The sequence below is a fragment of the Pseudomonas sp. GNP012 genome (assembly GCF_054343835.1).
The window spans coordinates 623,364-647,353 of sequence record NZ_JBTGUU010000001.1; the positions used below are offsets into that span (position 1 = coordinate 623,364).

At 60.3% G+C, this 23,990-nt stretch carries 21 protein-coding genes and 2 tRNA genes; 6 read left to right on the forward strand and 17 right to left on the reverse strand.

The genetic code is table 11. The features are described 5' to 3' along the window. Positions 1-84 precede the first annotated feature (84 nt). From tsaA to rimO, 6 genes are all read right to left on the reverse strand, one after another. Complete coding sequence (tsaA, locus tag ACXX83_RS02700) at positions 85-783, reverse strand: tRNA (N6-threonylcarbamoyladenosine(37)-N6)-methyltransferase TrmO (RefSeq protein WP_217837384.1); 699 nt, start codon at positions 781-783, stop codon at positions 85-87. A 184-nt stretch (positions 784-967) separates the two neighbouring features. After that, the gene (locus ACXX83_RS02705) at positions 968-1,738 is read right to left on the reverse strand and encodes an SDR family oxidoreductase (RefSeq protein ID WP_458547488.1); all 771 of its coding nucleotides are present in this window, start codon (positions 1,736-1,738) and stop codon (positions 968-970) included. A 200-nt stretch (positions 1,739-1,938) separates the two neighbouring features. After that, positions 1,939-2,409 carry a YehS family protein gene (locus ACXX83_RS02710; RefSeq protein WP_007971161.1) on the reverse strand — a complete coding sequence of 157 codons (471 nt, stop codon included), beginning with the start codon at positions 2,407-2,409 and terminating at the stop codon, positions 1,939-1,941. A gap of 76 nt (positions 2,410-2,485) precedes the next feature. Beyond that, positions 2,486-3,196, reverse strand: a complete 711-nt coding sequence (locus tag ACXX83_RS02715) for an rRNA pseudouridine synthase (RefSeq protein ID WP_007971163.1) — start codon at positions 3,194-3,196, stop codon at positions 2,486-2,488. Between the two features lie 189 nt (positions 3,197-3,385). Continuing rightward, complete coding sequence (locus ACXX83_RS02720) at positions 3,386-3,859, reverse strand: GNAT family N-acetyltransferase (protein ID WP_458547489.1); 474 nt, start codon at positions 3,857-3,859, stop codon at positions 3,386-3,388. Positions 3,860-3,971: 112 nt separating this feature from the next. Then, positions 3,972-5,309 carry a 30S ribosomal protein S12 methylthiotransferase RimO gene (rimO, locus tag ACXX83_RS02725; RefSeq protein WP_015093797.1) on the reverse strand — a complete coding sequence of 446 codons (1,338 nt, stop codon included), beginning with the start codon at positions 5,307-5,309 and terminating at the stop codon, positions 3,972-3,974. Between the two features lie 292 nt (positions 5,310-5,601). Here rimO and ACXX83_RS02730 point away from each other — a divergent pair, with 292 nt between their 5' ends. Further along, on the forward strand, positions 5,602-7,503 hold the full coding sequence (locus ACXX83_RS02730) for a potassium transporter Kup (protein WP_015093798.1): 1,902 nt from the start codon (positions 5,602-5,604) through the stop codon (positions 7,501-7,503). A gap of 251 nt (positions 7,504-7,754) precedes the next feature. Here the strand turns inward: ACXX83_RS02730 and ACXX83_RS02735 are convergent, their stop codons facing one another. From ACXX83_RS02735 to ACXX83_RS02750, 4 genes are all read right to left on the reverse strand, one after another. After that, entirely contained in the window at positions 7,755-9,050 is a 1,296-nt protein-coding gene (locus ACXX83_RS02735) for a virulence factor family protein (protein ID WP_458547490.1), read from the reverse strand. After that, positions 9,050-11,692 (reverse strand): bifunctional lysylphosphatidylglycerol flippase/synthetase MprF, encoded by a 2,643-nt coding sequence (gene mprF, locus ACXX83_RS02740; protein WP_458547491.1) that lies wholly within the window; start codon positions 11,690-11,692, stop codon positions 9,050-9,052. The genes ACXX83_RS02735 and mprF overlap by 1 nt, the downstream gene beginning before the upstream one ends. A gap of 278 nt (positions 11,693-11,970) precedes the next feature. After that, positions 11,971-12,047 (reverse strand) — tRNA-Met (locus ACXX83_RS02745). 232 nt (positions 12,048-12,279) lie between these two features. Beyond that, a tRNA-Met gene (locus ACXX83_RS02750) sits at positions 12,280-12,356 on the reverse strand. A 301-nt stretch (positions 12,357-12,657) separates the two neighbouring features. Between ACXX83_RS02750 and dinB the strand changes: the two genes are divergently transcribed. Beyond that, entirely contained in the window at positions 12,658-13,719 is a 1,062-nt protein-coding gene (gene dinB, locus ACXX83_RS02755; protein WP_015093801.1) for a DNA polymerase IV, read from the forward strand. A gap of 137 nt (positions 13,720-13,856) precedes the next feature. On the opposite strand, the gene ACXX83_RS02760 is transcribed toward dinB, so the two are convergent. The 4 genes from ACXX83_RS02760 to ACXX83_RS02775 all read right to left on the reverse strand — a co-directional run bounded on the left by ACXX83_RS02760 (position 13,857) and on the right by ACXX83_RS02775 (position 18,646). Beyond that, entirely contained in the window at positions 13,857-14,810 is a 954-nt protein-coding gene (locus ACXX83_RS02760; protein WP_217837390.1) for a hypothetical protein, read from the reverse strand. A 19-nt stretch (positions 14,811-14,829) separates the two neighbouring features. Continuing rightward, a complete protein-coding gene (locus ACXX83_RS02765) occupies positions 14,830-16,545 on the reverse strand; it encodes a proline--tRNA ligase (protein ID WP_095965066.1) in 1,716 nt (571 codons plus the stop codon). Positions 16,546-16,688: 143 nt separating this feature from the next. Then, positions 16,689-18,248, reverse strand: a complete 1,560-nt coding sequence (locus tag ACXX83_RS02770) for an AmpG family muropeptide MFS transporter (RefSeq protein WP_458547492.1) — start codon at positions 18,246-18,248, stop codon at positions 16,689-16,691. A gap of 44 nt (positions 18,249-18,292) precedes the next feature. Continuing rightward, the gene (locus ACXX83_RS02775; protein WP_007971652.1) at positions 18,293-18,646 is read right to left on the reverse strand and encodes an MGMT family protein; all 354 of its coding nucleotides are present in this window, start codon (positions 18,644-18,646) and stop codon (positions 18,293-18,295) included. 163 nt (positions 18,647-18,809) lie between these two features. Here ACXX83_RS02775 and ACXX83_RS02780 point away from each other — a divergent pair, with 163 nt between their 5' ends. Beyond that, on the forward strand, positions 18,810-19,820 hold the full coding sequence (locus tag ACXX83_RS02780; RefSeq protein ID WP_458547494.1) for a DUF481 domain-containing protein: 1,011 nt from the start codon (positions 18,810-18,812) through the stop codon (positions 19,818-19,820). Between the two features lie 135 nt (positions 19,821-19,955). Here the strand turns inward: ACXX83_RS02780 and ACXX83_RS02785 are convergent, their stop codons facing one another. Then, positions 19,956-20,165 carry a cold-shock protein gene (locus tag ACXX83_RS02785; RefSeq protein ID WP_002554837.1) on the reverse strand — a complete coding sequence of 70 codons (210 nt, stop codon included), beginning with the start codon at positions 20,163-20,165 and terminating at the stop codon, positions 19,956-19,958. Positions 20,166-20,518: 353 nt separating this feature from the next. On the opposite strand from ACXX83_RS02785, the gene dcd reads away from it, so the two are divergent. The 3 genes from dcd to ACXX83_RS02800 all read left to right on the forward strand — a co-directional run bounded on the left by dcd (position 20,519) and on the right by ACXX83_RS02800 (position 22,029). Continuing rightward, on the forward strand, positions 20,519-21,085 hold the full coding sequence (gene dcd, locus ACXX83_RS02790) for a dCTP deaminase (protein ID WP_007940589.1): 567 nt from the start codon (positions 20,519-20,521) through the stop codon (positions 21,083-21,085). Positions 21,086-21,192: 107 nt separating this feature from the next. Continuing rightward, positions 21,193-21,402, forward strand: a complete 210-nt coding sequence (locus tag ACXX83_RS02795) for a hypothetical protein (RefSeq protein ID WP_033047523.1) — start codon at positions 21,193-21,195, stop codon at positions 21,400-21,402. Between the two features lie 246 nt (positions 21,403-21,648). After that, positions 21,649-22,029, forward strand: a complete 381-nt coding sequence (locus tag ACXX83_RS02800) for a hypothetical protein (RefSeq protein WP_458547496.1) — start codon at positions 21,649-21,651, stop codon at positions 22,027-22,029. Positions 22,030-22,084: 55 nt separating this feature from the next. Here ACXX83_RS02800 and ACXX83_RS02805 read toward each other — a convergent pair whose 3' ends face one another. Beyond that, entirely contained in the window at positions 22,085-22,849 is a 765-nt protein-coding gene (locus tag ACXX83_RS02805) for an ABC transporter ATP-binding protein (RefSeq protein WP_458547497.1), read from the reverse strand. Positions 22,850-22,862: 13 nt separating this feature from the next. Beyond that, positions 22,863-23,981, reverse strand: a complete 1,119-nt coding sequence (locus ACXX83_RS02810) for a succinylglutamate desuccinylase/aspartoacylase family protein (RefSeq protein WP_458547499.1) — start codon at positions 23,979-23,981, stop codon at positions 22,863-22,865. Between the last annotated feature and the right edge of the window lie 9 nt (positions 23,982-23,990).

The window sequence follows — 23,990 nt, forward strand, 5'->3', positions numbered from 1 at the left end:
GCTCGCTCCTACAGTAGATTTGCAGCGCATCTGAAAAGCCCGCATGACTTGGGAAGGTCATGCGGGCTTATTCGTTTCCGGCGTTCAGCCCTTTGCAGGAATGACTTCCAGGACGCGGATCAGCTCCGGTGTCGGGTAATGCCAACGCACGTCCAGATCCCAGAACTGCGCGCCGTATTCCCGCTCGGGTGCCGGCGTTTGATAGGCCGGGCGTGGGTCTTGTGCCAGACATTGCTCGATCAACTCGACCAAAGGCTCATCAAGGCGCCGGGCATGCTCGTGAGCCTGCAGCAGCGCTGTGTCCGTCCACTGCACGGGAATCAGCTGCGGCGCAGCGCTGGCGATGCTGTTGGCGGCTGTATCGACGATGTCGGCGTAGGGTACGTAGGGCTTGATATCGAGAATCGGCGTGCCATCAAGCAAATCGATGCCCGAGATCCACAGGCGGTTGGCTTCGACCCTGTCCAGTTTCACCACTGATTGCCCGATGCCATTGGGGCGGTGGGTGGCGCGGGTGGCAAACACGCCCATGGATTTATTGCCGCCGAGGCGAGGGGGGCGGACCTTCAGGCGAGGCTTTTCTTCCAGGGCCTGGTGGAACAGGAACAGCAGCCACACGTGGCTGACCTGCTCCAGGCCCTGCACTGCGTCCCCTTGATCGAACGGAGCCACCAGTTCCAGTACCCCACGGGCGGCCGGGGCCAGTTGCGGCTGGCGCGGAATGGCGAACTTCTCCTTGAAGCAGGAGCGTACGAAGCCGATGGGGGAAACGCTGTAGGTCATGGTTTGAGGTCGAGGCGGGAAGAGGGGGGCATGATAACTCACGTGACCTCTAACCCGGTGGCGCCTGTTAGTCCGTCATCGCGGGCAAGCCACGCTCCCACAGGTTTTGTGATGGACACAAATTTTGTGTGCGCTCTAGAACCCTGTGGGAGCGTGGCTTGCCCGCGATGGGCGCGCCGCCGATCTACAGACTGAATCCGCCATCCAAAGGAATGATATTCCCGGTCATATAGGCTCCGGCCGTGCTCGCCAGACTGATCGCCAGCGCTGCCATTTCTTCCTCGCGGCCCCAACGCTTCATTGGAATCAGCGCCGTATCCTCAGCCAATGCCTGTTCATCATCGCCAATGTGCCGGGTCATCTTGCTCGGAAAGCGACCCGGAGCGATCACATTGACATTGATGTGCTGGCTCACCAGTTCGCGCGCCAGAATCCTCGACAGTTGATGCAGCGCTGCCTTGCTCGGCCCGTAGGCATACGCCTGTTCGCCGAAGGATGAAATCCCGGCCACCGAACCAATGTTGATGATCCGCGCGGGATTTTGCGCTGAACCGGCCTTGCGCAGCAGGGGCAGGAATTGCTGGATGCAGTTGAACACCGATGTCACGTTGAGCTGCATGACTTTTTCCCAACCCTTGATCGGGTAGCTCTCCAGTGGTGCACCCCAGGTGGTGCCGGCATTGTTCACCAGGATGTCCAGTTGGGAAATCTGCTCGCCCAGACGTGTGGCCAGTTGCAGGACGCCCTCTTCGGTGGCGAGGTTGGTCACCATGGCGTGGCAGTGTCCAAGCGCTCCGAGTTCGTCGGCGGTTTGCCGGCAGGCTTCGGCGTCGCGGGCGCAGACGTACACGGTGGCGCCCGCCTCGACGTAGGCCTTGGCGATCATCTTGCCGATACCACGGGTGCCGCCGGTCACCAGGGCGGTGCGGCCTTGCAGGGAAAAGTAGGGATGCATGGCGAATCCTGAGAGCTGAGGGTCTTGATACCCTAGTCGTCAGCCGCGGTCAGCGGAGCCACTATTTTCGAAGAGAATGAGGGGGCATTCGGCCTTGTAGGAGCTGGCCAGCGATGGTCGCTAACGATAACGCGTGTTTGCTGGATAATTGCGGCGTTGTCGAATCCATCGCGAGCAAGCTCGCTCCTACAGGGAACGGTTTACTGCGGGCGTACTCGCAGAGTCAGCCCCTTGAGGAAATTGCGCAGCAACTGGTCGCCGCACGGGCGATAGTTGGTGTGGCCGAACTTGCGGAACAGCGCGCTCAGCTCAGGCTTGGACACCGGGAACTCGGCGGCCTTGAGGATCGCGTGCATGTCGTCTTCTTTCAGCTCGAATGCGACCCGCAGCTTTTTCAGGATGATGTTGTTGGTCACCGGCACTTCGATCGGCTGCGGCGGACGGCTTTCGTCCTTGCCGCGCTTGAAGATCACCAGGCCGTCGAGGAAATGTGCCATGACTTCGTCGGGGCAGCGTACAAAGCCTTCCTCGTCTTCCTCTTTCTTGTCGAGATAGGTCACCAGGTCTGCCAGGGTCACGTCCAGGCCGCCGAGCTTGATGATCTCGATGACTTTCTTGTCGCTGATGTCGAGCATGTAGCGCACGCTGCGCAGTACGTCGTTATGAATCATGTGTGCAGTCCTGATAATTCAACTATGGGTGCCGCCGAAAACAGCAGCACCGAAAAGTGTGGCGGCGCGGGAAGCCTTAGAACTTCTCTTTGCCGGACAAGTAGCGCCATTGCCCCACGGGCACTTTGCCGATGGACACGCCGCCGATGCGGATGCGGCGGATGGCGACGACCTTCAGGCCGACGGCCTGGCACAGTAGGGCGATGATGCCCGGTTGCGGGTTCTTCATGGCAAAGCGCAGGCGGTTTTCGTTCTGCCAGCTGGCCTTGACCGCCGGCAATTCCTTGCCCTTGTAGGTCAGGCCATGGTTCAGACGGTTGAGGCCGTGAGCCACCATCTCGCCTTCAACCTCGACCACATACTCTTGCTCGATCTTGCTGGAGTCGGCGGTGAGTTTGCGCAGGATTTTCCAGTCCTGGGTGAACACCAGCAGCCCGCTGGCGTTGGCCTGCAGGTCGGTGCTGGCGGTCAGTCGCAGGAAGTGCCCACGCAAGGGGCGCTTGCCGTAGCGGTGTTCTTCGCTCAGGGTCTCGGCGCCGAGGGTGGCCATGGCGGTGTCTGCGTCCATGCCGGCCGGCACGTTGAGCAGCAGGGTCACCGGTTCCGGCGCGGTGGCCTTGGCTTCTGGATCAAGCTCGACTTTCTGGGTGTCGACCTTGAATTGCGGCTCGTCGATGACCACGCCGTCGACGGTGACCCAGCCGCCCTCGATGAACAGCTCAGCCTCCCGACGGGAACAGCCGACGAGTTCGATGAGGCGTTTGGAGAGACGAATCGGGTCAGTCATGTCAGGGCCGTAACAAAAAGGGGGTGGGCATTGTACCTGCCTGGCGCCGGTTAATCCCGGTTCCATTTACGCTGTTTGACTTTTGTGGGAGCGGGCTTGCTCGCGAAGGCGGTGTGTCAGCCAACATAATTGTTGAAGTTGATGACCCCTTCGCGAGCAAGCCCGCTCCCACAGTGGTTTTGTGTTGTGTCAGCCATGTCGGGAGTGTTGCTGGCTTTGACGCATACGCATGTGCAACAACGGATACGGCTGGCCCATGCCATCGACTTCCGAGCGACCGATGACCTCGAAACCCTGTTTGAAGTAAAAGCCGAGGGCTTGCGGGTTCTGTTCGTTGACGTCCAGTTCATCGGCGTTCAGGTGTTCCAGGGCATAGCGCAACAATTTCTTGCCCAGGCCCTGGCCGCGATGGTCGGGGTCGATGAAGAGCATTTCGATCTTGCCGGCCGCGACGCCGGCGAATCCGGTGATGCGCTGGCTCGAATCCTTGGTGCAGATCAGCATCACCGAGTCGAGGTAGCGGGTCAGCACCAGGTTTCTCAGCAGTTTGATGTAGCTGTCGGGCAGGAAGTCGTGGGTGGCGCGCACCGAGGCCTCCCAGACCCGGGTCAATTCTTCGTAGTCGCCGAGTTTCGGCGTGTGGATGACCGAATGCTGACGCATGCCCGTCTGCCTCTTATGCAGTGGTTGATAGGAATCCTTCCATGTGCAAACGATAGTCGTAAAAAAGCCCCGCATCTCGTCAAGAGAGCGGGGCTTTTTGTATTTTTTGCGATTAGATCTGTTCAGCCCACAGATCGTATTCGTCGGCGTCGGTCACCTTGCACCAGACCTTGTCGCCTGGCTTGAGGTTGCTGCCGTTGTCGATGAATACGTTGCCATCGATTTCCGGGGCGTCGAAGAAGCAGCGGCCGACGGCGCCTTGCTCGTCGACTTCATCGACCAACACTTCGATCTCGCGGCCGATGCGCATTTGCAGGCGCGCCGAGCTGATGGCTTGCTGGTGCGCCATGAAGCGCTCCCAACGGTCCTGCTTGACGTCGTCGGGGACGATTTCCAGGTCCAGGTCATTGGCCGGTGCGCCTTCAACCGGCGAGTACTGGAAGCAGCCGACGCGGTCGAGCTGGGCTTCGGTCAGCCAGTTCAGCAGGTACTGGAAGTCCTCTTCGGTTTCGCCCGGGAAGCCGACGATGAAGGTCGAGCGGATGATCAGGTCCGGGCAGATTTCGCGCCAGTTCTTGATGCGTGCCAGGGTCTTGTCTTCGAATGCCGGGCGTTTCATCGACTTCAGCACTTTCGGGCTGGCGTGCTGGAACGGGATGTCCAGGTACGGCAGGATCTTGCCGGCGGCCATCAGCGGGATCAGCTCGTCAACGTGCGGGTACGGGTAAACGTAGTGCAGGCGTACCCAGACGCCGAGGGTACTCAGGGCTTCGCAGAGTTCGGTCATGCGGGTTTTCACCGGCGCGCCGTTCCAGAAACCGGTGCGGTATTTCACGTCGACGCCGTAGGCGCTGGTGTCCTGGGAGATCACCAGCAGCTCCTTGACGCCGGACTTGACCAGGCGCTGGGCCTCGTCGAGCACGTCGCCCACCGGACGGCTGACCAGTTTGCCGCGCATCGACGGGATGATGCAGAAGCTGCAGCTGTGGTTGCAGCCTTCGGAAATCTTCAGGTAGGCGTAGTGGCGCGGAGTCAGCTTGATGCCTTGTGGCGGCACCAGGTCGATCAGCGGGTTGTGGTCCTGGCGTGGCGGCACGACTTCGTGCACGGCGTTGACCACTTGCTCGTATTGCTGCGGACCGGTCACGGCCAGCACGCTTGGGTGTACGTCGCGAATGTTGCCTTCTTCGACGCCCATGCAGCCGGTCACGATGACCTTGCCGTTTTCCTTGATGGCTTCGCCGATCACTTCCAGGGACTCGGCCTTGGCCGAATCGATGAAGCCGCAGGTGTTGACCACCACGACGTCGGCGTCCTGGTAGGTGGACACGACGTCATAGCCTTCCATGCGCAGCTGGGTAAGGATGCGCTCGGAGTCGACCAGTGCTTTGGGGCAACCCAGGGATACGAAGCCAACCTTTGGATTGGCCGGCGCAGGAGTGGTGGACATGTCTAACCTCGGTATTTTGTGACGCCGCTTGCCGGGCAGGGCAAAACCGACGGACGGGCGCTTGAACTGCGCCTCTGATCAAAAAGTGCGCAATTCTAGCGATGAGTCGCTCACTTGACCAGCTTTATGCAGGGAAATACGACGAGTGCTGCGCTATGCTTCGCGCCGTTACGCTTTACTGGTTTTTTACAGTCAACAAAACGTCTGTAACAGTTAGTAAAACGGCGCATGCTGCACGGCAAAGCATAGTGCTTCTTATAAGAAGTCCGGGTCTGAGTAGTAGGAGTTTTGGATGGGGCAGGCAAGTAGTCAGGCGGCGGGCGCTGAGCATTCGGCGGCAAAACCGATCGGCATGCTGGTCGCGGCGGTCGGTGTGGTTTATGGCGATATTGGCACGAGCCCGCTGTATACCCTCAAAGAGGTTTTCGCCGGGCACTATGGGGTTCCGGTCAACCATGATGGAGTCTTCGGGATTCTGGCACTGATCTTCTGGTCGTTGATCTGGGTCGTTTCGATCAAATACGTGCTGTTCGTGCTGCGTGCCGACAACCAGGGCGAAGGCGGGATCATGGCCTTGACCGCCCTCGCTCGGCGGGCTGCGGCCGGGCATCCGAAGTTGCGCACGTTGCTGGTGGTCTGCGGGCTGATCGGCGCGGCGCTGTTTTATGGCGACAGCATGATCACTCCGGCGATTTCCGTTCTTTCGGCGATTGAGGGGCTGGGGCTGGCGTTTGACGGCATCGACCATTGGGTGGTGCCGCTGTCGTTGGTCGTGCTGGTGGCGCTGTTCCTGATTCAACGTCACGGCACCGCGCGGATCGGCATTCTGTTCGGGCCGATCATGGTGACCTGGTTTGTCGTGCTGGGGGCGCTGGGCGTCTATGGCATCTTGCAGCACCCGGAAGTGTTGCAAGCGATGAACCCGATCTGGGGTGTGCGTTTCTTCATCGTTCACCCGGGCATGGGCGTGGCGATTCTCGGCGCGGTGGTGCTGGCACTGACCGGTGCCGAAGCGCTGTACGCCGACATGGGCCACTTCGGCCGCAAGCCGATCGCTCGCGCGTGGTTCCTCCTCGTGCTGCCGGCACTAATGCTGAACTACTTCGGCCAAGGCGCGTTGCTGCTCGGTGATCCGGAAGCCGCTCGCAACCCGTTCTACCTGCTGGCTCCAAGCTGGGCCCTGATTCCGTTGGTGGGGTTGTCGACCCTGGCCACGGTGATTGCTTCTCAGGCGGTGATTTCCGGTGCGTTCTCCCTGACTCGTCAGGCGATTCAGCTCGGTTACATACCGCGCATGCACATTCAGCACACCTCCAGTGCCGAACAAGGCCAGATCTACATCGGCGCGGTGAACTGGGCGCTGATGGTCGGCGTCATCCTGTTGGTGCTGGGCTTCGAGTCCTCCGGCGCGCTGGCTGCGGCTTACGGCGTGGCCGTGACGGGCACGATGCTGATGACCACAATCCTGGTGTCGGCGGTGATATTGCTGCTGTGGAAATGGCCGCCGGTCCTGGCGGTTCCGCTGTTGCTCGGATTCCTCTTGGTGGACAGTCTGTACTTCGCTGCCAACGTGCCGAAAATCATTCAGGGCGGGGCGTTCCCGGTGATCGCCGGTATCGTGCTGTTTGTGCTGATGACCACCTGGAAACGCGGCAAGCAATTGCTGGTTGATCGTCTCGACGAGGGCGGCTTGCCGCTGCCGATCTTCATCAGCAGCATCGCCGTGCAACCGCCGCATCGCGTCCAGGGCACCGCCGTGTTCCTGACCGCACGCCCGGACGCCGTGCCCCATGCGCTGCTACACAACCTGCTGCATAACCAGGTGTTGCATGAGCAAGTGGTGCTGCTGACGGTGGTGTACGAAGACATCCCGCGGGTGCCGGCATCACGGCGTTTCGAGGTCGATTCCTACGGCGAGGGTTTCTTCCGGGTGATCCTGCACTTTGGCTTCGTCGACGAGCCGGATGTGCCGCAAGCGCTGAAGCTGTGTCATCTCGATGACCTGGATTTCAGCCCGATGCGCACCACCTACTTCCTCAGCCGCGAGACGGTCATTGCCTCCAAACTCGAAGGCATGGCCCGCTGGCGTGAGGCGTTGTTCGCCTTCATGCTGCAGAACGCCAATGGCAATTTGCGCTTCTTCAATCTGCCGCTGAACCGGGTGATTGAGTTGGGTACTCAGGTGGAGATGTAAGCCTCATCAAAAAGCCCCCGTTGCCCTTGTGGCAGCGGGGGCTTTTTTGTGGGCGAGTGCAAAACTGGAAGGCTATGAAGATCCAGTGTGGGAGCGGGCTTGCTCGCGAAAGCGGTGTGTCAGATACATCTATGTCGCCTGACACACCCCTTTCGCGAGCAAGCCCGCTCCCACAGGGGATCTGTGGTGTTCCAGAATGAAAAAGCCCCCGGAACCTTAAGGCAGCGGGGGCTTTTTTGCAGGCTGTCAGATCACTCTGCAGCCGCTGTTTCCTTCACCTGCCGCTTCTCGATCACCTCCACCAGACGCTTGGCCAGCGCCGGGTAGTTCTCGTCGAAGTGGTGGCCGCCAGGCAGCTTGATGGCTTCGCCCACCGCCGTCTTGTCGGTGCAGCCACTCTCGTCGGTTTCTTCTTCTCCGTAGATGCACACCACTTTGGCGGCTGGCAGCTTGGCCATTTCCGGGCCGGTGGCGGCTTCCTTGCCGGCGTTGCCGAGCCAGCCTTCGACTTCGATTTCGAAGCTGCCGGTGCGGGCGAAGGCCAGCAGGATGATCGCGTCGACGCGCTGCTGTTCCGATTCGGCCAGGCGGTTGTAGATCGCCGGCAGTACGTCGGCACCGAACGAATAGCCGGTCAGGATGAAGCGCTTGGTGCCCCATTTCTGCCGGTAGTGCTGCATCAGTTCGGTCAGGTCCAGTGCGCTTTGCTCGGGGCTCTTGTGCTGCCAGTAGTAGCGCAGGGTGTCGATGCCGACCACCGGGTAGCCGATCTTGGCCATCTCGCCCGCCACGTCGCGGTCGAGGTCGCGCCAGCCGCCGTCACCGGACAGGAACAGGGTCACGGTGTCCCTGGCCTGGCCGGCTGGCACTTCGACCACCGGAATCTGCAGGCCGCCAGCGGCTTTGTCGCCGCCGACGAGGATCTTGCGCAGTTCGTTGTTCAGTACTTGCGGCAGGTTGATGTCGTAGTCGCTGATGCTGGTTTCGGCGTTCGGTTGATCACGCACGAAGCCGGCACTGGTGTCGTCCGGGTTGTCGTTCCACGCGACCAGCCAGTGACCGTGGGCAGCGCTTTTGGGCAGCAGGTGAGTGCAGCCACCCTTTTCCAGGGCCAGGTCGACCGAGACGGCCTGGGCCTTGTCATTCTTCTGCTCGGACAACCAGCGCCAGGCCAGCACGGCACCCGGGCCGATGCCGCTGACCAGGGTCGCCGGGCCTTCGAGCTCTCTGAGGCCCGATTGCAGGGCGCGACTTTGCAGCAGGCAGTCCTTGGGCAGGATCACCTGGACAATCTGCGCCGAGCCACTGCGGCTCAGGGTCATCAATTGTTTGTCGCTGAGTTTCTGGTCTTCGTTGACCGCCACCAGCACCTGGGCGCGTGGCGTGGTGCCGGGGATGACACGGGTCATCGCCGCACCGTCGGTCGGGGTCAGCGATTCGAGGGTCGGTTCCGGTGCCGGGCGTTTCAGGTACCAGAAACCGCCAGCGAAAATCAGGGCCACTATCACCAGTGTGCCCAAAACATACCGCAAGGAGCGTTGAATCATCAGCGTTTCACCAATCCGGTCAAGCCGCCCGCGATCAGGGCGGCAGTGTCGGCCAGCGCAACCAGCGGATCGAGTCCGGCGGGCACGGCCATATAACGGGGTTCCCAATCAGGCTGGAACTTGTCTTTGAAGCGGCGCAAGCCCTGGAAGTTGTACAGCTGCTCACCACGGCGGAATACCATCGAGCCCAGGCGCTGGGTCAATGGCGCGCCGCGACGGGGTTGCAACCCCGACAACGGCACCATGCCCAGGCTGAAACGCGCGTATCCATGGTTTTTATAATGCTGAATCAGGCCGACCATCATGAATTCCATGGTCAGCTTCGGCGCGTCCGGGTGCGCGCGCATCAGGTCGAGGCTGGCCAGGTCGTGGCCGTAGGTCTCGAGCAAGTTGGCGAACGCGACCGGGCGTCCTTCGAAACGAATCACCGCGATGCGGAAATACTTCAGGTAGTCATCGCTGAAACGGCCCAGCGAAAAACCTTTCTCGCGGACGTTCTTGCCGGTCAGCCAGGCATCGGAAATCACCTTGAGTTCATCCATCGGCGCTTGGCCCGGCTCGAAGATTTCCAGTGACAGGCCATCGCGGGTGCCGCGGTTCCAGGTGTAGCGCAGGTCCTTCATCTCCTTGCCCTTGGCTTCGAGATCAAAACGCTTGAGGTCAACCCGGGCTTCTTCGCCGAGCTTGATCGCGGTCAGGCCGATGTCCATGTAGTACGGCAGGTTTTCCGCGCGTACCTGATAGAACACGGGGCGGGCGTGGTGGATATCGCACAGGTCGCGGAACTGCCAGATCATTTCCGCCCGTTGCTGGCCCGGGCCGATCGGGTCATACAGCGCCACCAGGCTGCGGCCGCGACGGGCGTACATCAGGAATGCCTCATCGTTGGGGTGGAACAGCAGCGCCTTGTCACCGGTCAGGGCCAGGCCGCCATCGGGTTGCGCGGAGGCCATGAGGATCTTGCTGGCGCGCTCCAGCTCCTCGGGTGTCGGCAGGTGAATGACCGGGCGCGCGGTGCGCAGCAACCAGGTCAGCGATACCACTACCAGAAGCACGGCGGCCCCGAGCAGCGAACGCAGGCCGCGAGGGGCATCGGCGTCCAGCGTGAATTGCCACCAGAGTTGATGGCTGTACGGAACGTCCTGATAGGCGAACAGCAGCAACCAGATCGACGCCCCGAGCACGCACAGGCTGGCCACCAGGTACAGCGGCGAGAACGGTACTTCGGTCAGGCGACTGGGGCGGTAGAACGAGCGGCGGAATACCCCGAGCAGGCTCGCCGTCAGCACCATCAGGCTGGCTTCTTCCCAGTCGAAACCTTTGAGCAGCGAGAGCAGGGCGCCGACCAGCAACAGGATGGTGGTCAACATCCACGCGGCTGACAACCGGCGGCGCAGGCCCTGGGCCAGCAACAGGCAAAGCACGCCGACCAGACTGGCGCCAAAGTGCGAAGCATCGACCAGTCGATGGGGGATCAGAAAACCGATGTGTTCCAGGCGGGTGTCGATTTCCGGGGTGACGCCGGAGAACAGCAGGACCACACCAGACAGAAACACCAGCACCGCCAGTATCGGCGCCGCCAGGCCTGAGGCCGCGCGCAATGTCTGGCGGGTCTGGAACAGGCGCTGACCTTCGTTGACCAGCAACAGCAGGCAGGCCACCAGCAAGGGCAGGACCACGTAGATCAGGCGATAGAGCAGCAGGGCGGCCGCCAGTGGCGCAGCACCCAGGGTGTCGGAAAAGGCCGCCAGCAAGATCGCCTCGAACACCCCGACACCGCCCGGCACATGGCTGAGCACACCGGCAGCCAAAGCCAGCAGGTACACCAGAAGGAATGCACCAAAGGGCGGCGTTTCCGGCAGCAGTAGATAGAGCACCGTTGCGGCGGCGGCAACGTCAAGGGCGGTGATGATCAATTGCAGGAACGTCAGGCGAGTCCCGGGAAGGCGCAGGGTGCGGCGCCCGATCCTGACCAGCAGGTTGTCCGGGTAAGGCTGTTCCGGCAGCCGGCGACGGTAGATGCCGATGGCCAGCACCGAAAACAACATGAGCACGGCGCTCGCCACTACGCCAAGCAATGTCTCGGAGAGTCCCAGGGCGGTGGCCGCGGCAGGCAGGTCGCTGAGCGTCGCCAGGGCGGCCAGCGGCGGCAGGGCGCAACCCAGCGAGAGGCTGGCGAACAGCGTCATGCGGGCGACTTCAGCCGCTCCCAGGCCATGGCGGGCATAGAGGCGATAGCGAACCGAGCCGCCCGACAACATTGAAAGGCCGATGGCGTTGCCGATGGCAAAGGCTGTGAAGCCACCCAGCGCCAACTCGCGCGGTGCCAGGCTCACCCCGGCATAGCGGCTGGCCGACCATTCGTAGCCGAGCAGAATGATGAAGCCCACCACGGTTGCGCCCAGAGCGCCCATCAAGGCAGGTTTCGGAACTTCGAGGATCGAGTCGTGCAGCGCGTAAAGGTCGAGCTCGCTCAGCAGGTGGCGACAGGCAATCAACGCGATCGCGAACAACAGCAGGGTGATCGCCAGGCCAATGGGTTGGCGGTATTTGCTCAATCGATCAAGCAGGCGCAAACGCTCAGCCTTGATCGGTTGTGTCGCTGTGACAGTGTCTTGTGAATCAGACGAGTTGGCGCGCATCAATCACCTCTTGGATTGTGCGCGACAGGATGGGGGTATCCAGCCAAGTTACCAATCCCTGTAGAAAAAAATAATCACAAATATTAACGCCTGTCACCGGGCGGCGGGGACGGCGCGACATCAGTCGTGAGGGCTTCAGCCTGCGATTGAGCATAGTCTGAACCCGGCGCATGGATGGCCTCAAACGGCTTGCTGCACAGTGACAGATCATTGTTGCGAAAGGACTTTTTCAACAGATACAAAAAAGGCCACTCTTTCGAGTAGCCTTTTTTGATGTTTGGTTGCGGGAGCCGGATTTGAACCGACGACCTTCGGGTTATGAGCCCGACGAGCTACCAGACTGCTCCATCCCGCGTCTGTGTGGCGGCATTCTATAGAGATACGCCGGGGTGTCAACCGTTAATCCTGAAGCAGGTCAAATAAACGTTGAATTGCGGCAAACGGTCGCAGCGATGGCCTAAGTTTCGGAATTAGAACGATTTCCAGTTTTGGCGTCGCTGAGTGTCAAGACCTTGGTTTGACGCAGGGCGCTACAAAACAGGCGCGCACAAAAAAGGCCACTCTTTCGAGTAGCCTTTTTTGATGTTTGGTTGCGGGAGCCGGATTTGAACCGACGACCTTCGGGTTATGAGCCCGACGAGCTACCAGACTGCTCCATCCCGCGTCTGTGTGTCGGCATTCTATAGAGATACGCCTGGGTGTCAACCTTCAATTCAGATAAAACCTGTTCATCTTCAATCGGTTAGCTTGCCGATGAGCGGATTGGTCAGCCTGTGAGGCAGGCGGGGCAAGGCCTGCAGCTCTATCGGGAATGTTTTTCTGATTGAGAAAATAAATTTACCAACGACATTTCCCACGCGTCAAAAAGAACATTCAGACTACTGGTGCTATATACAGGTGTCGGTGAGATACTGGATGTCCGTCACACCAACACGCCTTTTCCTTGCCATGAACTCTGCTTTGCCATGACCCAGCGAAAGATCATCCACGTCGATTGTGACTGTTTCTACGCCGCCATTGAGATGCGTGACGACCCGCGTCTGGCCGGCAAGCCATTGGCGGTGGGCGGCTCGGCGGACCGGCGCGGAGTGATCGCGACCTGCAATTACGAGGCGCGGGCGTACGGGGTGCGTTCGGCGATGTCCTCGGGGCATGCCTTGAAGCTGTGCCCCGACCTGACCATCGTCAAGCCACGCATGGATGCCTATCGAGAAGCCTCCAGGGAAATCCACACGATTTTTCGCGATTACACCGAGATCATCGAGCCGCTCTCGCTCGACGAGGCGTACCTCGATGTGTCGGACAGCGCGCATTTCGCTGGCAGTGCAACGCGAATTGCCCAAGACATCCGGCGTCGGGTCTCCAATCAGTTGCACATCACCGTGTCGGCGGGCGTGGCGCCGAACAAGTTTCTGGCCAAGATCGCCAGTGACTGGAAAAAGCCCAACGGGCTGTTCGTCATCACTCCGGACCAGGTCGAGGACTTTGTCAGTGGCTTGCCGGTGAGCAAGCTGCACGGAGTCGGTAAAGTCACCGCCGACAAGCTTGGCAAGCTGGGTATCACTGATTGCCTGCAATTGCGCGAGTGGGACAAGTTGGCGCTGGTGCGTGAGTTCGGCAGCTTTGGCGAGCGACTCTGGAGCCTGGCCCGTGGGATTGATGAGCGGGTGGTGCACAACGACAGTCGTCGTCAGTCAATCAGTGTCGAAAATACCTACGACGTTGACCTGCCGGACCTGAAGAGTTGCCTGGATAAGTTGCCCGAGCTGCTGGAGACCCTGGCCGGTCGCATGGCGCGAATCGACAGCAGTTATCGTCCGGGCAAGCCATTCGTCAAAGTGAAATTTCACGACTTCACGCAGACGACATTGGAGCAGGCCGGGGCAGGGCGGGATCTGGGGAGTTATCAGTTGATGTTGACCCAGGCCTTCAATCGCGGCGGTAAAGCGGTGCGGTTGTTGGGCGTGGGCGTGCGGCTGGAGGACTTGCGGGGCGGGTTCGAGCAGATGGAGTTGTTTGAGCGGTAGCGGAAGATAGAGGTTTGGTGGTGAATGTCAGGTCGCCTTCGCGAGCAAGCCCGCTCCCACATTGGATTTGTGAGTAATGGAAATCCAATGTGGGAGCGGGCTTGCTCGCGAAGGCGATCCGACGAAGCTTTTTGGCTTTAATTGAGTCCCGGATTCGCCACCAGTCGCTCGCCATTGCGGGCCAGCGACTTCAGGAACTCGGTCTGCAATTCTGGATCGTTGCGCGTCAGCTCGATCAGGCTCTGTTCCAGCTCACTGGCTTCTTCTTCAAGACCCAGCTCCGACAGGCGTTTGACCCGGTGGACCCACTGGCTGACTTCGTCGCCTTCGAGATCGTCATAAATCAGCCCATGAGCCTCGTAGAGCTTGCTGCGCAAGGTGCTGCTGACGGCCAGGGTGGAATCGGCGTGCACGTTGTCCTGTGCAGCCTCAACACGAATCAGCAAGCGGCTCAGATGATTGATGTCATGTTCGGCGAACGGGTTATCCAACAGATTCAGGCGCAGCACGCCATTTTTGTCGGTGGTCAGTTCGAAGGTTTCCTTGCCGGCCTTGACCTCGACCGGGCGCTCGCTCCAGGGCAGGCTTGAGTACTCCGTGCGTTTGTCGCGCTGGACTTCATCGATACCGGCCAGGTTCTGTTGCGCGCGGCCATGGGACTGCACGTTCATGAACGGGTTGAGCCCGGCGAAACCGTAGCTCAGCCAGTCCCTGGTCACGCTGTCCGGCAGATTGCCGAGGGCGAACACATTGACCACGTTGGCACCGACACCCGCCACCACGGCCACCGCGCCCAGCGGGATTTCGTAGATCTCCCGCCAGGGTTGGTACGGTGTATAGCGGTCATAGTGACGCGTGACTTCGTACTCGGTGACTTCGAAAGTCTTCTGCTCGTGGATTTTCACCCGCCGTTGCGGCAGCTCAAGCACCTTGGGCTCACCGACATCGATCTGCAGGCTGTGATCGAGCAGTTTGCGCTCGATCCGTTCCTCGTGCTCGCTGCGTTGTGACATGTGATTGGCACAGCCGCTGACCAGCAGGGTGCCGCACAGGGCGGCACCACCGAGGCCTAAGGTGTTTCGCTTGAACATGACGTCTCTATATCTGCTATCAGCGGCGGATGCGGGCCTGAAGGAAGGACAGCACGTCGGCGACCGGCAGCGCTTGTGCGTCGGCCTCGGTACGGCTCTTGTATTCCAGGTTGCCTTCGGCCAGGCCGCGGTCGCTGACCACGATCCGGTGTGGAATGCCGATCAGTTCCATGTCCGCGAACTTGATGCCCGGGCTGGTTTTCTTGTCACGGTCGTCCAGCAGCACTTCGAAGCCGGCAGCGGTCAGTTCCGCGTACAGCTTGTCGGTGGCTTCGCGAACCTGCTCGGTTTCGTAGCGCAGCGGTACCAGGGCAATCTGGAACGGCGCGAGCGTGTCGCTCCAGATGATCCCGTTTTCGTCGTTGTTCTGCTCGATGGCAGCCGCCACCACGCGAGACACGCCAATGCCGTAGCAGCCCATTTCCAGGGTGACCGGCTTGCCGTTCTCGCCCAGTACTTCGCACTTCATCGCTTTGCTGTACTTGTTGCCCAGCTGGAAGATGTGCCCGACTTCGATGCCGCGCTTGATTTCCAGGGTGCCTTTGCCGTCAGGGCTCGGGTCGCCGGAAACTACGTTGCGCAGGTCGGCAACGGTCGGAACAGGCAAGTCGCGCTCCCAGTTCACGCCGAAGTAGTGTTTGTCGTCGATGTTGGCACCGATGCCGAAGTCGCTCATCAGTTCGACCGAGCGGTCGATGATGATCGGCAGCGGCAGGTTCAACGGGCCGAGGGAGCCGGCGCCGGCGCCAATGGCTTCGCGCAGTTCGCTTTCCGAGGCCATGACCAGAGGGCTGGCCACGCCTGGCTGGTTGGCGGCCTTGATTTCGTTCAGCTCATGGTCGCCACGGATGATCAGGGCGATCAGCTTGCCTTTCTCTTCGGCGTGCACCACGAGGGTCTTGATGGTTTTCTCGATCGGCAGGTTGAAGCCTTCGACCAGTTGCGCAATGGTCTTGGCGTTCGGCGTGTCGACCAGGCGCAGTTGTTCGGTCGCAGCGGCGCGCGAGGTTTCCCGTGGCACGGCTTCGGCTTTCTCGATGTTCGCGGCGTAGTCGGAGCCGTTGCTAAACACGATGTCGTCTTCACCGGACTCGGCCAGAACGTGGAACTCGTGGGAACCGGCACCGCCGATGGAGCCGTTGTCGGCTTCAACAGGGCGGAACTTCAGGCCCAGACGGGTGAACACGTTGCAGTAGGCCTGGTGCATGCGGTCGTAGGTGACCTGCAGCGAAGCCTGGTCAGCGTGGAACGAGTAGGCGTCCTTCATGATGAATTCGCGGCCGCGCATCAAGCCGAAGCGTGGGCGGATTTCGTCACGGAATTTGGTCTGGATCTGGTACAGGTTGATCGGCAGCTGCTTGTAGCTGCTCAACTCGTTGCGCATCAGATCGGTGATGACTTCTTCGTGGGTCGGGCCGGCGCAGAAGTCGCGGCCGTGGCGATCCTTGAAGCGCAGCAATTCAGGGCCGTACTCTTCCCAGCGCCCGGATTCCTGCCACAGCTCGGCCGGTTGTGTGCTCGGCATCAACACTTCGAGAGAGCCGGCGGCGTTCATTTCTTCACGAACGACGGCTTCGACCTTGCGCATTACCCGCAAGCCCATCGGCAGCCAGGTGTACAGGCCCGAGGCAAGCTTGCGGATCATGCCGGCGCGCAGCATCAGCTGGTGGCTGATCACGACCGCGTCGGAAGGCGTTTCTTTTTGTGTGGCGAGCAAAAATTGACTGGTGCGCATGGTTGGCCGTTATCGATTGCTGATGACGAGAAATGACGGAGCATTGTACGGGCGAGATCCGCTGGCGTACAGGCGTGCGGTCGGTGGTGTGGCAGGAGGGCGCGATTCACTCGGCCCTCCGCGATTCTTCCCGCAGAAAAAACCTACGATTCTTCGGCGACCGGGGTCTGCACCGGTTCCGGGGTGGGTGTCGGGCCTGCGCGGCGGTTCTCCTGGAACCAGTGCAAGGCGATCAACAGCAGGGTCGGGACACCCAGCAGGGCGGTAATCAGGAAGAAATCGTGATAACCGAACTTCTCCACCATGACCCCGGAGTAGCCGCCGATCAGGCGTGGCAGCAGCAGCATGATCGAGCTGAGCAAGGCGTACTGGGTGGCGGAGAACTTGAGGTTGGTCAGGCTCGACAGGTAGGCCACGAAGGCCGAGGTGGCCAGGCCTGAACTGAAGTTGTCCAGGGAGATGGTCAGTACCAGCATGTTCAGGTTGGGGCCCATGTCGGCGAGCATCAGGAACAGGATGTTGGTCGCCGCGGATGCGATGCCGCCGATGAACAGGATTGGCAGGATGCCGAAACGCACGATCAGCAGGCCGCCCATGCCGGCGCCGACCAGGGTCATGATCAGGCCGAAGATTTTGCTCACGCTGGCGATCTGGTCCTTGGTGAAGCCCTGGTCGATGTAGAACACGTTGGCCATCACGCCCATGACCGTATCGGACATCCGATAGGTGGCGATCAGGCCGAGCAACAGCAGCGCTTGCCAGCGGTATCGCAGGATGAAGTCGTTGACCGGCGTCAGCACCGGCGCCAGGCCGCGACGGCCCATGGCCGAGAGGCACATGGCGGTGAGCGTGATGTAGAGGATGGCGCGCAGGAATGCGCGGTCTTCGAGCAGCAGGTCGAGCAGGCTCACTCCTTCGAACAGTACGCTGGCGAAGTCGGTGTTGTAGAGCTGGGTGAACATGGCTGGTACGGACACCAGCAAAATGATCAGCACGAACACCGAGGCCAGTTGATGCATGAAGCTGTAGCGTCCGGCCTGCAGTTGTGTGCGCAGCGGCACGGGTGGTTCGCGCATGAACAGGGACGTCAGCAGTGCCGGGACCATCAGCGCACCGAACAGGATGTAAGTGCCGGCCCAGGCCGAATGCTTGTAGTTGAAGCCGGTGGAGCCAAAGCCTTCGGCGAAGTACAGCGCGCCTGCGGTGGCCAGCAGCGCAGCGACCCGGTAACCGGACATGTAGCTGGCGGCCAGGGCGGCCTGGCGATTGTCTTCGGCGATTTCCAGGCGGTAGGCGTCTACTGCAATGTCTTGCGTCGCTGATGCGAAAGCGACGACCACGGCAATGGCGATCAGCCAGGACAGATGTTTTTGCGGGTCGCAGAAACCCATCCCGATCAGGCCCAGGATGACCAGTGCCTGGGACAATACGAGCCAGGATCGTCGTCGGCCGAGTTTGCCGAGCAATGGCAGTCGCCATTGGTCGAGCAGGGGCGACCAGACCCATTTGAAGGCATAGGCCAGGCCGATCAGGCTTGCATAGCCAATGGTTTCACGAGCCACGCCGGCTTCACGGAGCCAGACCGAAAGAGTCGAAAACACCAGCATGTAAGGCAGGCCGGCGGCGAAGCCAAGCAGCAACAGCACGAGTGTCGAGGGGCTGGCATAAGCGGCGAGCGCGGCGCGCCAGGTTTTACGGGGCATGGGCTGGAGTCTGCCTCAAGAAATACGGAAACAAAGCGCGCACTCTAACCGCTGTGCTCTACCGGGCGCCAGCCATGGCGCTGAATATCAACACGATTATTCAGGACACTGATGCCCTCCATGCGTAATCGTGCGCGCTGCTCATCGCCTGAAGGGCTGCCGACCGGCAGGCTGATACGCCCGTTTGCGCCCAGAACGCGGTGCCAGGGCAGCTTGCTGTCGCTCGGCAATTGGCTGAGTGTGCGGCCGACCCAGCGAGCGGCGCGACCCAATCCTGCAAGCTCGGCCAACTGGCCGTAGCTGACGACTTTGCCCTCGGGAACTTGCGCCAGAGTCAGATACAGCGCCGTGCGTCGGATTTGCGCTGCGCTCTCGGGTTCATCGGTTGGATCGGTCACGTCCGTCAGTCCTGAAGAAATCTGCTTTACCGTCTGTAGAGTAATTCCTGCACGGGCGCTTGAGAAATGAACTCAACAGAAATAGTCGGGTCAGTCCTTGTCAGGGCCTTATTCCTGCGGATAATGCCGATTTTTTTCGCAATCCCGAGCCTGTATTTTGCTTATGTTTTTGTCCAGATCCCTGCTATGCCTCGCTGTCCTTGGCGCCTCCACTCCCTTGCTAGCCGATACCGTGTGGTTGAAGAACGGTGACAAGCTCAGTGGCAAGATCACGCTGTTCGATGGCGGCAAGCTGCTGATCCAGACCGAGTATGCCGGTGCGGTGACGATTGACTGGAAGCAGGTCAAGACCCTGGACAGCGATCAGGAGTTGCTGGTCAAGCAGGATGCCTACACGGGCGAGAAAGCCAGGTCGCTGAAAGCGGCGGACGCCGGCAAGGTCACGCTGGCCAACGGCGAGGCACCGAAGACGGTCGAACTGGCGAGCATTCAGCAGATTCTCAAGCCAAAACCGGTGGTCGAGGATCTGGTGTGGAAAGGCAATGTCGATGTCGCGCTGGACTATCAGCGGGCGGAAAACGAAACCGATGACTACGACATCGATTTCAAGACCACTGCGCGCCACGGTCGCTGGCGGCATACCGCCGAAGGCGAATACAACCGCGAGTTCCAGGACGATGTGGTGACCACGGACAACTGGCGGGCCGAGTACTCCATCGACCGGTTCCTGACCGAGCAATGGTTCTGGCAGGGACGCCTGGTGTACAAGCGCGACAAGGTCGAAGACCTTTCCCGTCAACGCACCGTTGGCACGGGTCCCGGATATCAGTTCTGGGATAACGAACTCGGGGCGTTCTCACTGGGGTCGCTGGTCAACCGCACGGACTATGATTTCTCCGATGGCAGCAAGGAAAATTTCTACGCCCTGGCCATGACGTGGGACTACAACCGCTACCTGATCGGCAAGCGTGTCGAGTTCTTCACCAATGGTGAGGTCGCCAAGCCGCTGTCGGGTGTGGCCGACTACGCACTCGATGCCGAGATGGGGTTGCGCTACAAGGTGACTGACTGGGCTTCGCTGAACCTGAAGGCGGAGCGGGACATCATCAGCGGTACCGACGATGCGGATCTGGACAAGACGCGCTACACCGCAGGGTTTGGCGTGACCTGGTAAGCCGCTAAAGATCGCAGCCTGCGGCAGCTCTGTAGGGGCTGCCGCAGGCTGCGATCTTTTTTACCTGTGAAAAACACACAGGCACAAAAAAGCCCCGCTGTTGAGGGCGGGGCTTTTTACTAAAGCAAGTACAAGTTAGATAACTTGAACTTCTTCAGCTTGCATGCCTTTCTGACCGCGAGTAGCGATGAAAGAAACCTGTTGGCCTTCTTTCAGGCTTTTGAAGCCGTCGGACTGGATAGCTTTGAAGTGAACGAACAGGTCGTCACCGGATTGTGGGGTGATGAAGCCGAAGCCTTTTTCATCGTTGAACCACTTAACGGTACCGGTTTGGCGATTAGACATGGTGTAACTCCTTGAACAAAGATAACTGCGACTCAGGAAGAACCCTGGCCGAGACTGAGTGCAAAGAGCAGGAAAAATTCTTGTAGATGGTTGGATCGAAATTCAACATATCGTGTAGAGATTCTCAGTGACACAAGCAGCACAGTGACGCCACCTTAACCCTTTTTCCGGGACGTGCCAATGCTTCTTGCGAAGGTTTCTCTGTTTTAAGGATCGGCGGTGTGACGGTTCGTCGCCAATGCGCGTAATTCCTGCCTGTTCAGCGAGAATTTCACCCCGGACTTTGAACCCGGCGGCGCGCCCGGTAAGATGCCGGACAGAATTTTTCGACCTCGCAATTCAGGACACCCGCCATGAGCATCAAATCGGACAAGTGGATTCGCCGCATGGCGCAGGAACACGGCATGATCGAGCCTTTCGTCGAGCGCCAGATGCGCGGCAGCGACGATAGCCGTGTGATCTCCTACGGCGTGTCGAGCTATGGCTACGACGTGCGTTGCACCAATCATTTCAAGGTGTTCACCAACATCAATTCGGCCATCGTCGACCCGAAGAACTTCGATGCTGGCAGTTTCGTCGACATCCACAGCGACGTGTGCATCATTCCGCCGAACTCCTTTGCCCTGGCCAGCACCGTCGAATATTTCCGCATTCCGCGCAATGTATTGACCATTTGCCTGGGTAAAAGCACTTACGCGCGCTGCGGCATCATCGTCAACGTCACGCCGCTCGAGCCTGAGTGGGAAGGTCACGTGACCCTGGAGTTCTCCAACACCACCAATCTGCCGGCGAAAATCTACGCCAACGAAGGCGTGGCGCAGATGCTGTTCCTTGAGTCCGACGAAGAGTGTGAAGTGTCCTACAAGGACCGTGGCGGCAAGTATCAGGGCCAGCGTGGCGTGACCCTGCCGCGCACCTGAGTCAACCGTCTGACAAATGTCGGGAATTCCTGGGCGGGGGTACACTCTATGGAGTGTACTGTTCCGATCCGCGCAAGGCGGGTCGGGCCATCGCCCAGGAGTGCCGAATGAAGATCGATCCGCGAATCAGTGCCGAACTGGCAAGGCTTGAACCCAATCAGGTTGGCGTTCTGGCCTGGTCCTTGTTGGCACATCCGCCCGTCAGCATGGCAGGGGGCATTCCCGGCCAGCCTGATCCTGATACCCCGAACGAGCAACCCAACGAGCCGGGAGAGCCCACCCTGCCGGATGAGCCACCGCCTGCGCCTGTTGCCTGATTTTCGATCTCCGCCATTCATGGCCGGTGAGCGGCGGTGGTTGTCTTCAGCAAGCAGGTTTGCGTCTGTTTTTTGCCATTCACGAACGTAGAGTCTGAATCGGCCTGCACATATTCGGAAGTAACTGTGTCTGTCGTCGAAACCAATCGACGGGTATGGCCGTGGTTCCATCTGTGAGCTGCGTGCCCGGCCGTTGGCAAAGGGGGCGCCAGTCAGTTAACGACGAATATGAAAAGGAACATTCAGATGAGTGCAAATCGATCGGGACATATGAGTGCCGATGTCATCTCGACAGACGGCTCCATGCAGTTTCGCGTAACGGATGGACTCGATTTTTATCAGCGGTCAAACATTCATCGCATTGAGGCGGATAACGGTCAGGGGACAGCCTTTTACGTGTGTTTGCCGATGGGAATCCAGAGTGGCGGTTTCAGCCTGGGGCTCACCGAGGGATCGCCCATGGTCATCCATGTGAGCGGCAACTCGGAGGCAGAGCTTTATCCAGGAGCGCTCGAGTTGACGGTGGGAGGTGACGCGCAGTTTGCCGGGCGCTTCAGCGGGACGGACGCTAATGGTCTGCAGGTGAGTAATGGCAGTTTCAGGTTGGAAAACAAAGCGACGGCATAACGGTTGACGGATGTTGGAAGCCGGGCAAACCGGCTTCCACTCTTCCTGTCGGTGGTTATTTCAGGTTGCCACTGAGGAACTGCTTCAACCGCTCGCTTTTCGGATTGCCCAGCACTTCTTCCGGCGCGCCTTCTTCCTCCACCAGGCCCTGGTGCAGAAACAGTACCTGGCTCGATACTTTGCGGGCAAAGCTCATTTCGTGGGTCACCATGATCATGGTCCGGCCCTCTTCGGCCAGGCCCTGGATCACCTTGAGCACTTCGCCCACCAGTTCCGGGTCCAGCGCCGAGGTCGGTTCGTCGAACAGCATGACTTCCGGTTCCATGGCCAGTGCGCGGGCAATCGCTACCCGTTGTTGCTGGCCGCCGGACAGGAATGCCGGGTACTGGTCCGCCACACGGGAGGCCAGCCCTACCTTGTCGAGGTAGCGCCGGGCGCGGTCCTCGGCTTCTTTCCTGTCGCAGCCCAGCACCCGGCGCGGCGCCATGGTGATGTTTTCCAGCACCGTCATGTGGCTCCACAGGTTGAAGTGCTGGAACACCATGGCCAGGCGGGTGCGAATCCGCTGCAGTTCATCGGCATCGGCCACGTGCATGCCGTGACGATCCTTGATCATGCGGATGTTCTGCCCGTCGAGGCTCATGGCGCCGTCGTTGGGTTGTTCCAGGAAGTTGATGCAACGCAGAAAGGTACTTTTACCCGATCCACTGGCGCCGATCAGGCTGATGACGTCGCCGGTGCTGGCCTTGAGCGAAACACCTTTGAGTACTTCATGGTCGCCATAGCTTTTATGCAGGCCTTCGATGGTCAATTTGTACATGGGGCGTGCATCCTCAAGGCGAAAGTAGATAGCCGCTGCGATAGGCTTCGGTGCCCGCGACGTGGGCGATCACCATGCCGGCAGTGGCCATGCGGCGCAGCGAGCGGGCGTACATCAGCCCGGCGGCGGTGCAGTGGACGGGAGTGACGTGATCGTTGATCGGATCAATGACCTCGGCGATCAGTTGCCCCGCTTCCAGGTATTGCCCCGGCAGTGCGGTGAACACCAGCAGCCCGCCGGCAGGCGTGGCTACCGGTTCTACACCGGCCAGCGGTGTCGCCGGATAGGGCAGGTCGGGCAGGGGCGCGGATTCGCCGGCGATCGCGCCGTAATGGATCAGGTAATCGATCAGTGCCTGGCAATCACGGTTCGCCAGCGGATGATTGACGTCGCCCTGACCGCGCAATTCGACGGTCACCGAAAAACTGCCCGGTGGAATGTCGAAGTGTTCGCCGAAGCGCTCTTTCAACTGCCACCACAGCAGGGTGAAGCATTCATCGAACGACTGGCCGCCAGAGTCCGTCGCCAGCAGGCTGGCTTCGGCGCCGATGTAACGGGCCAGCGGCTCGACCTTCGGCCAGGCCTCCGGGGTGGTGTACAGATGCGCGACCGCTTCGAAGTCGCAATGCAGGTCGAGCACCATGTCGGCGTCGCAGGCCAGTCGTTGCAGGGTCAGGCGCTGGGATTGCAATTGGGTGTCGGCAGTCTGTCGGGCCAGCGCTTCGCGCAGGCTGCTGCGGATCAGTTGCTGGTTGCGCTGCGGATCGTCACCGAGCTTGCCCTCGATCGCGTTGCCGACCTCTTCACTGAGGTCGAGGAACCAGCGGTTGAAGTTCTGGCCGCTTTCCAGCTCGTAGCGGCCCAGTGGTACATCCATCAGCACCTGTTCCAGGCCCACCGGGTTGGCGATGGGCACGAGCACGATTTCGCTGCGCAGGCGACCGGCGGCTTCCAGCTCTGCCAGGCGTTGCTTGAGGTGCCAGGCCACCAGCATGCCGGGCATTTCGTCGGCGTGCAGAGAGGCCTGGATGTAGATCTTGCCGTTGGCTGGTTGTGGGCCGAAGTGAAAACTGTGGATCTGTCGTGCGGTCCCCGGCAGCGGGGCCAGCAGGTCATGTTTCTGGTGGCGCATCTGTTGTTC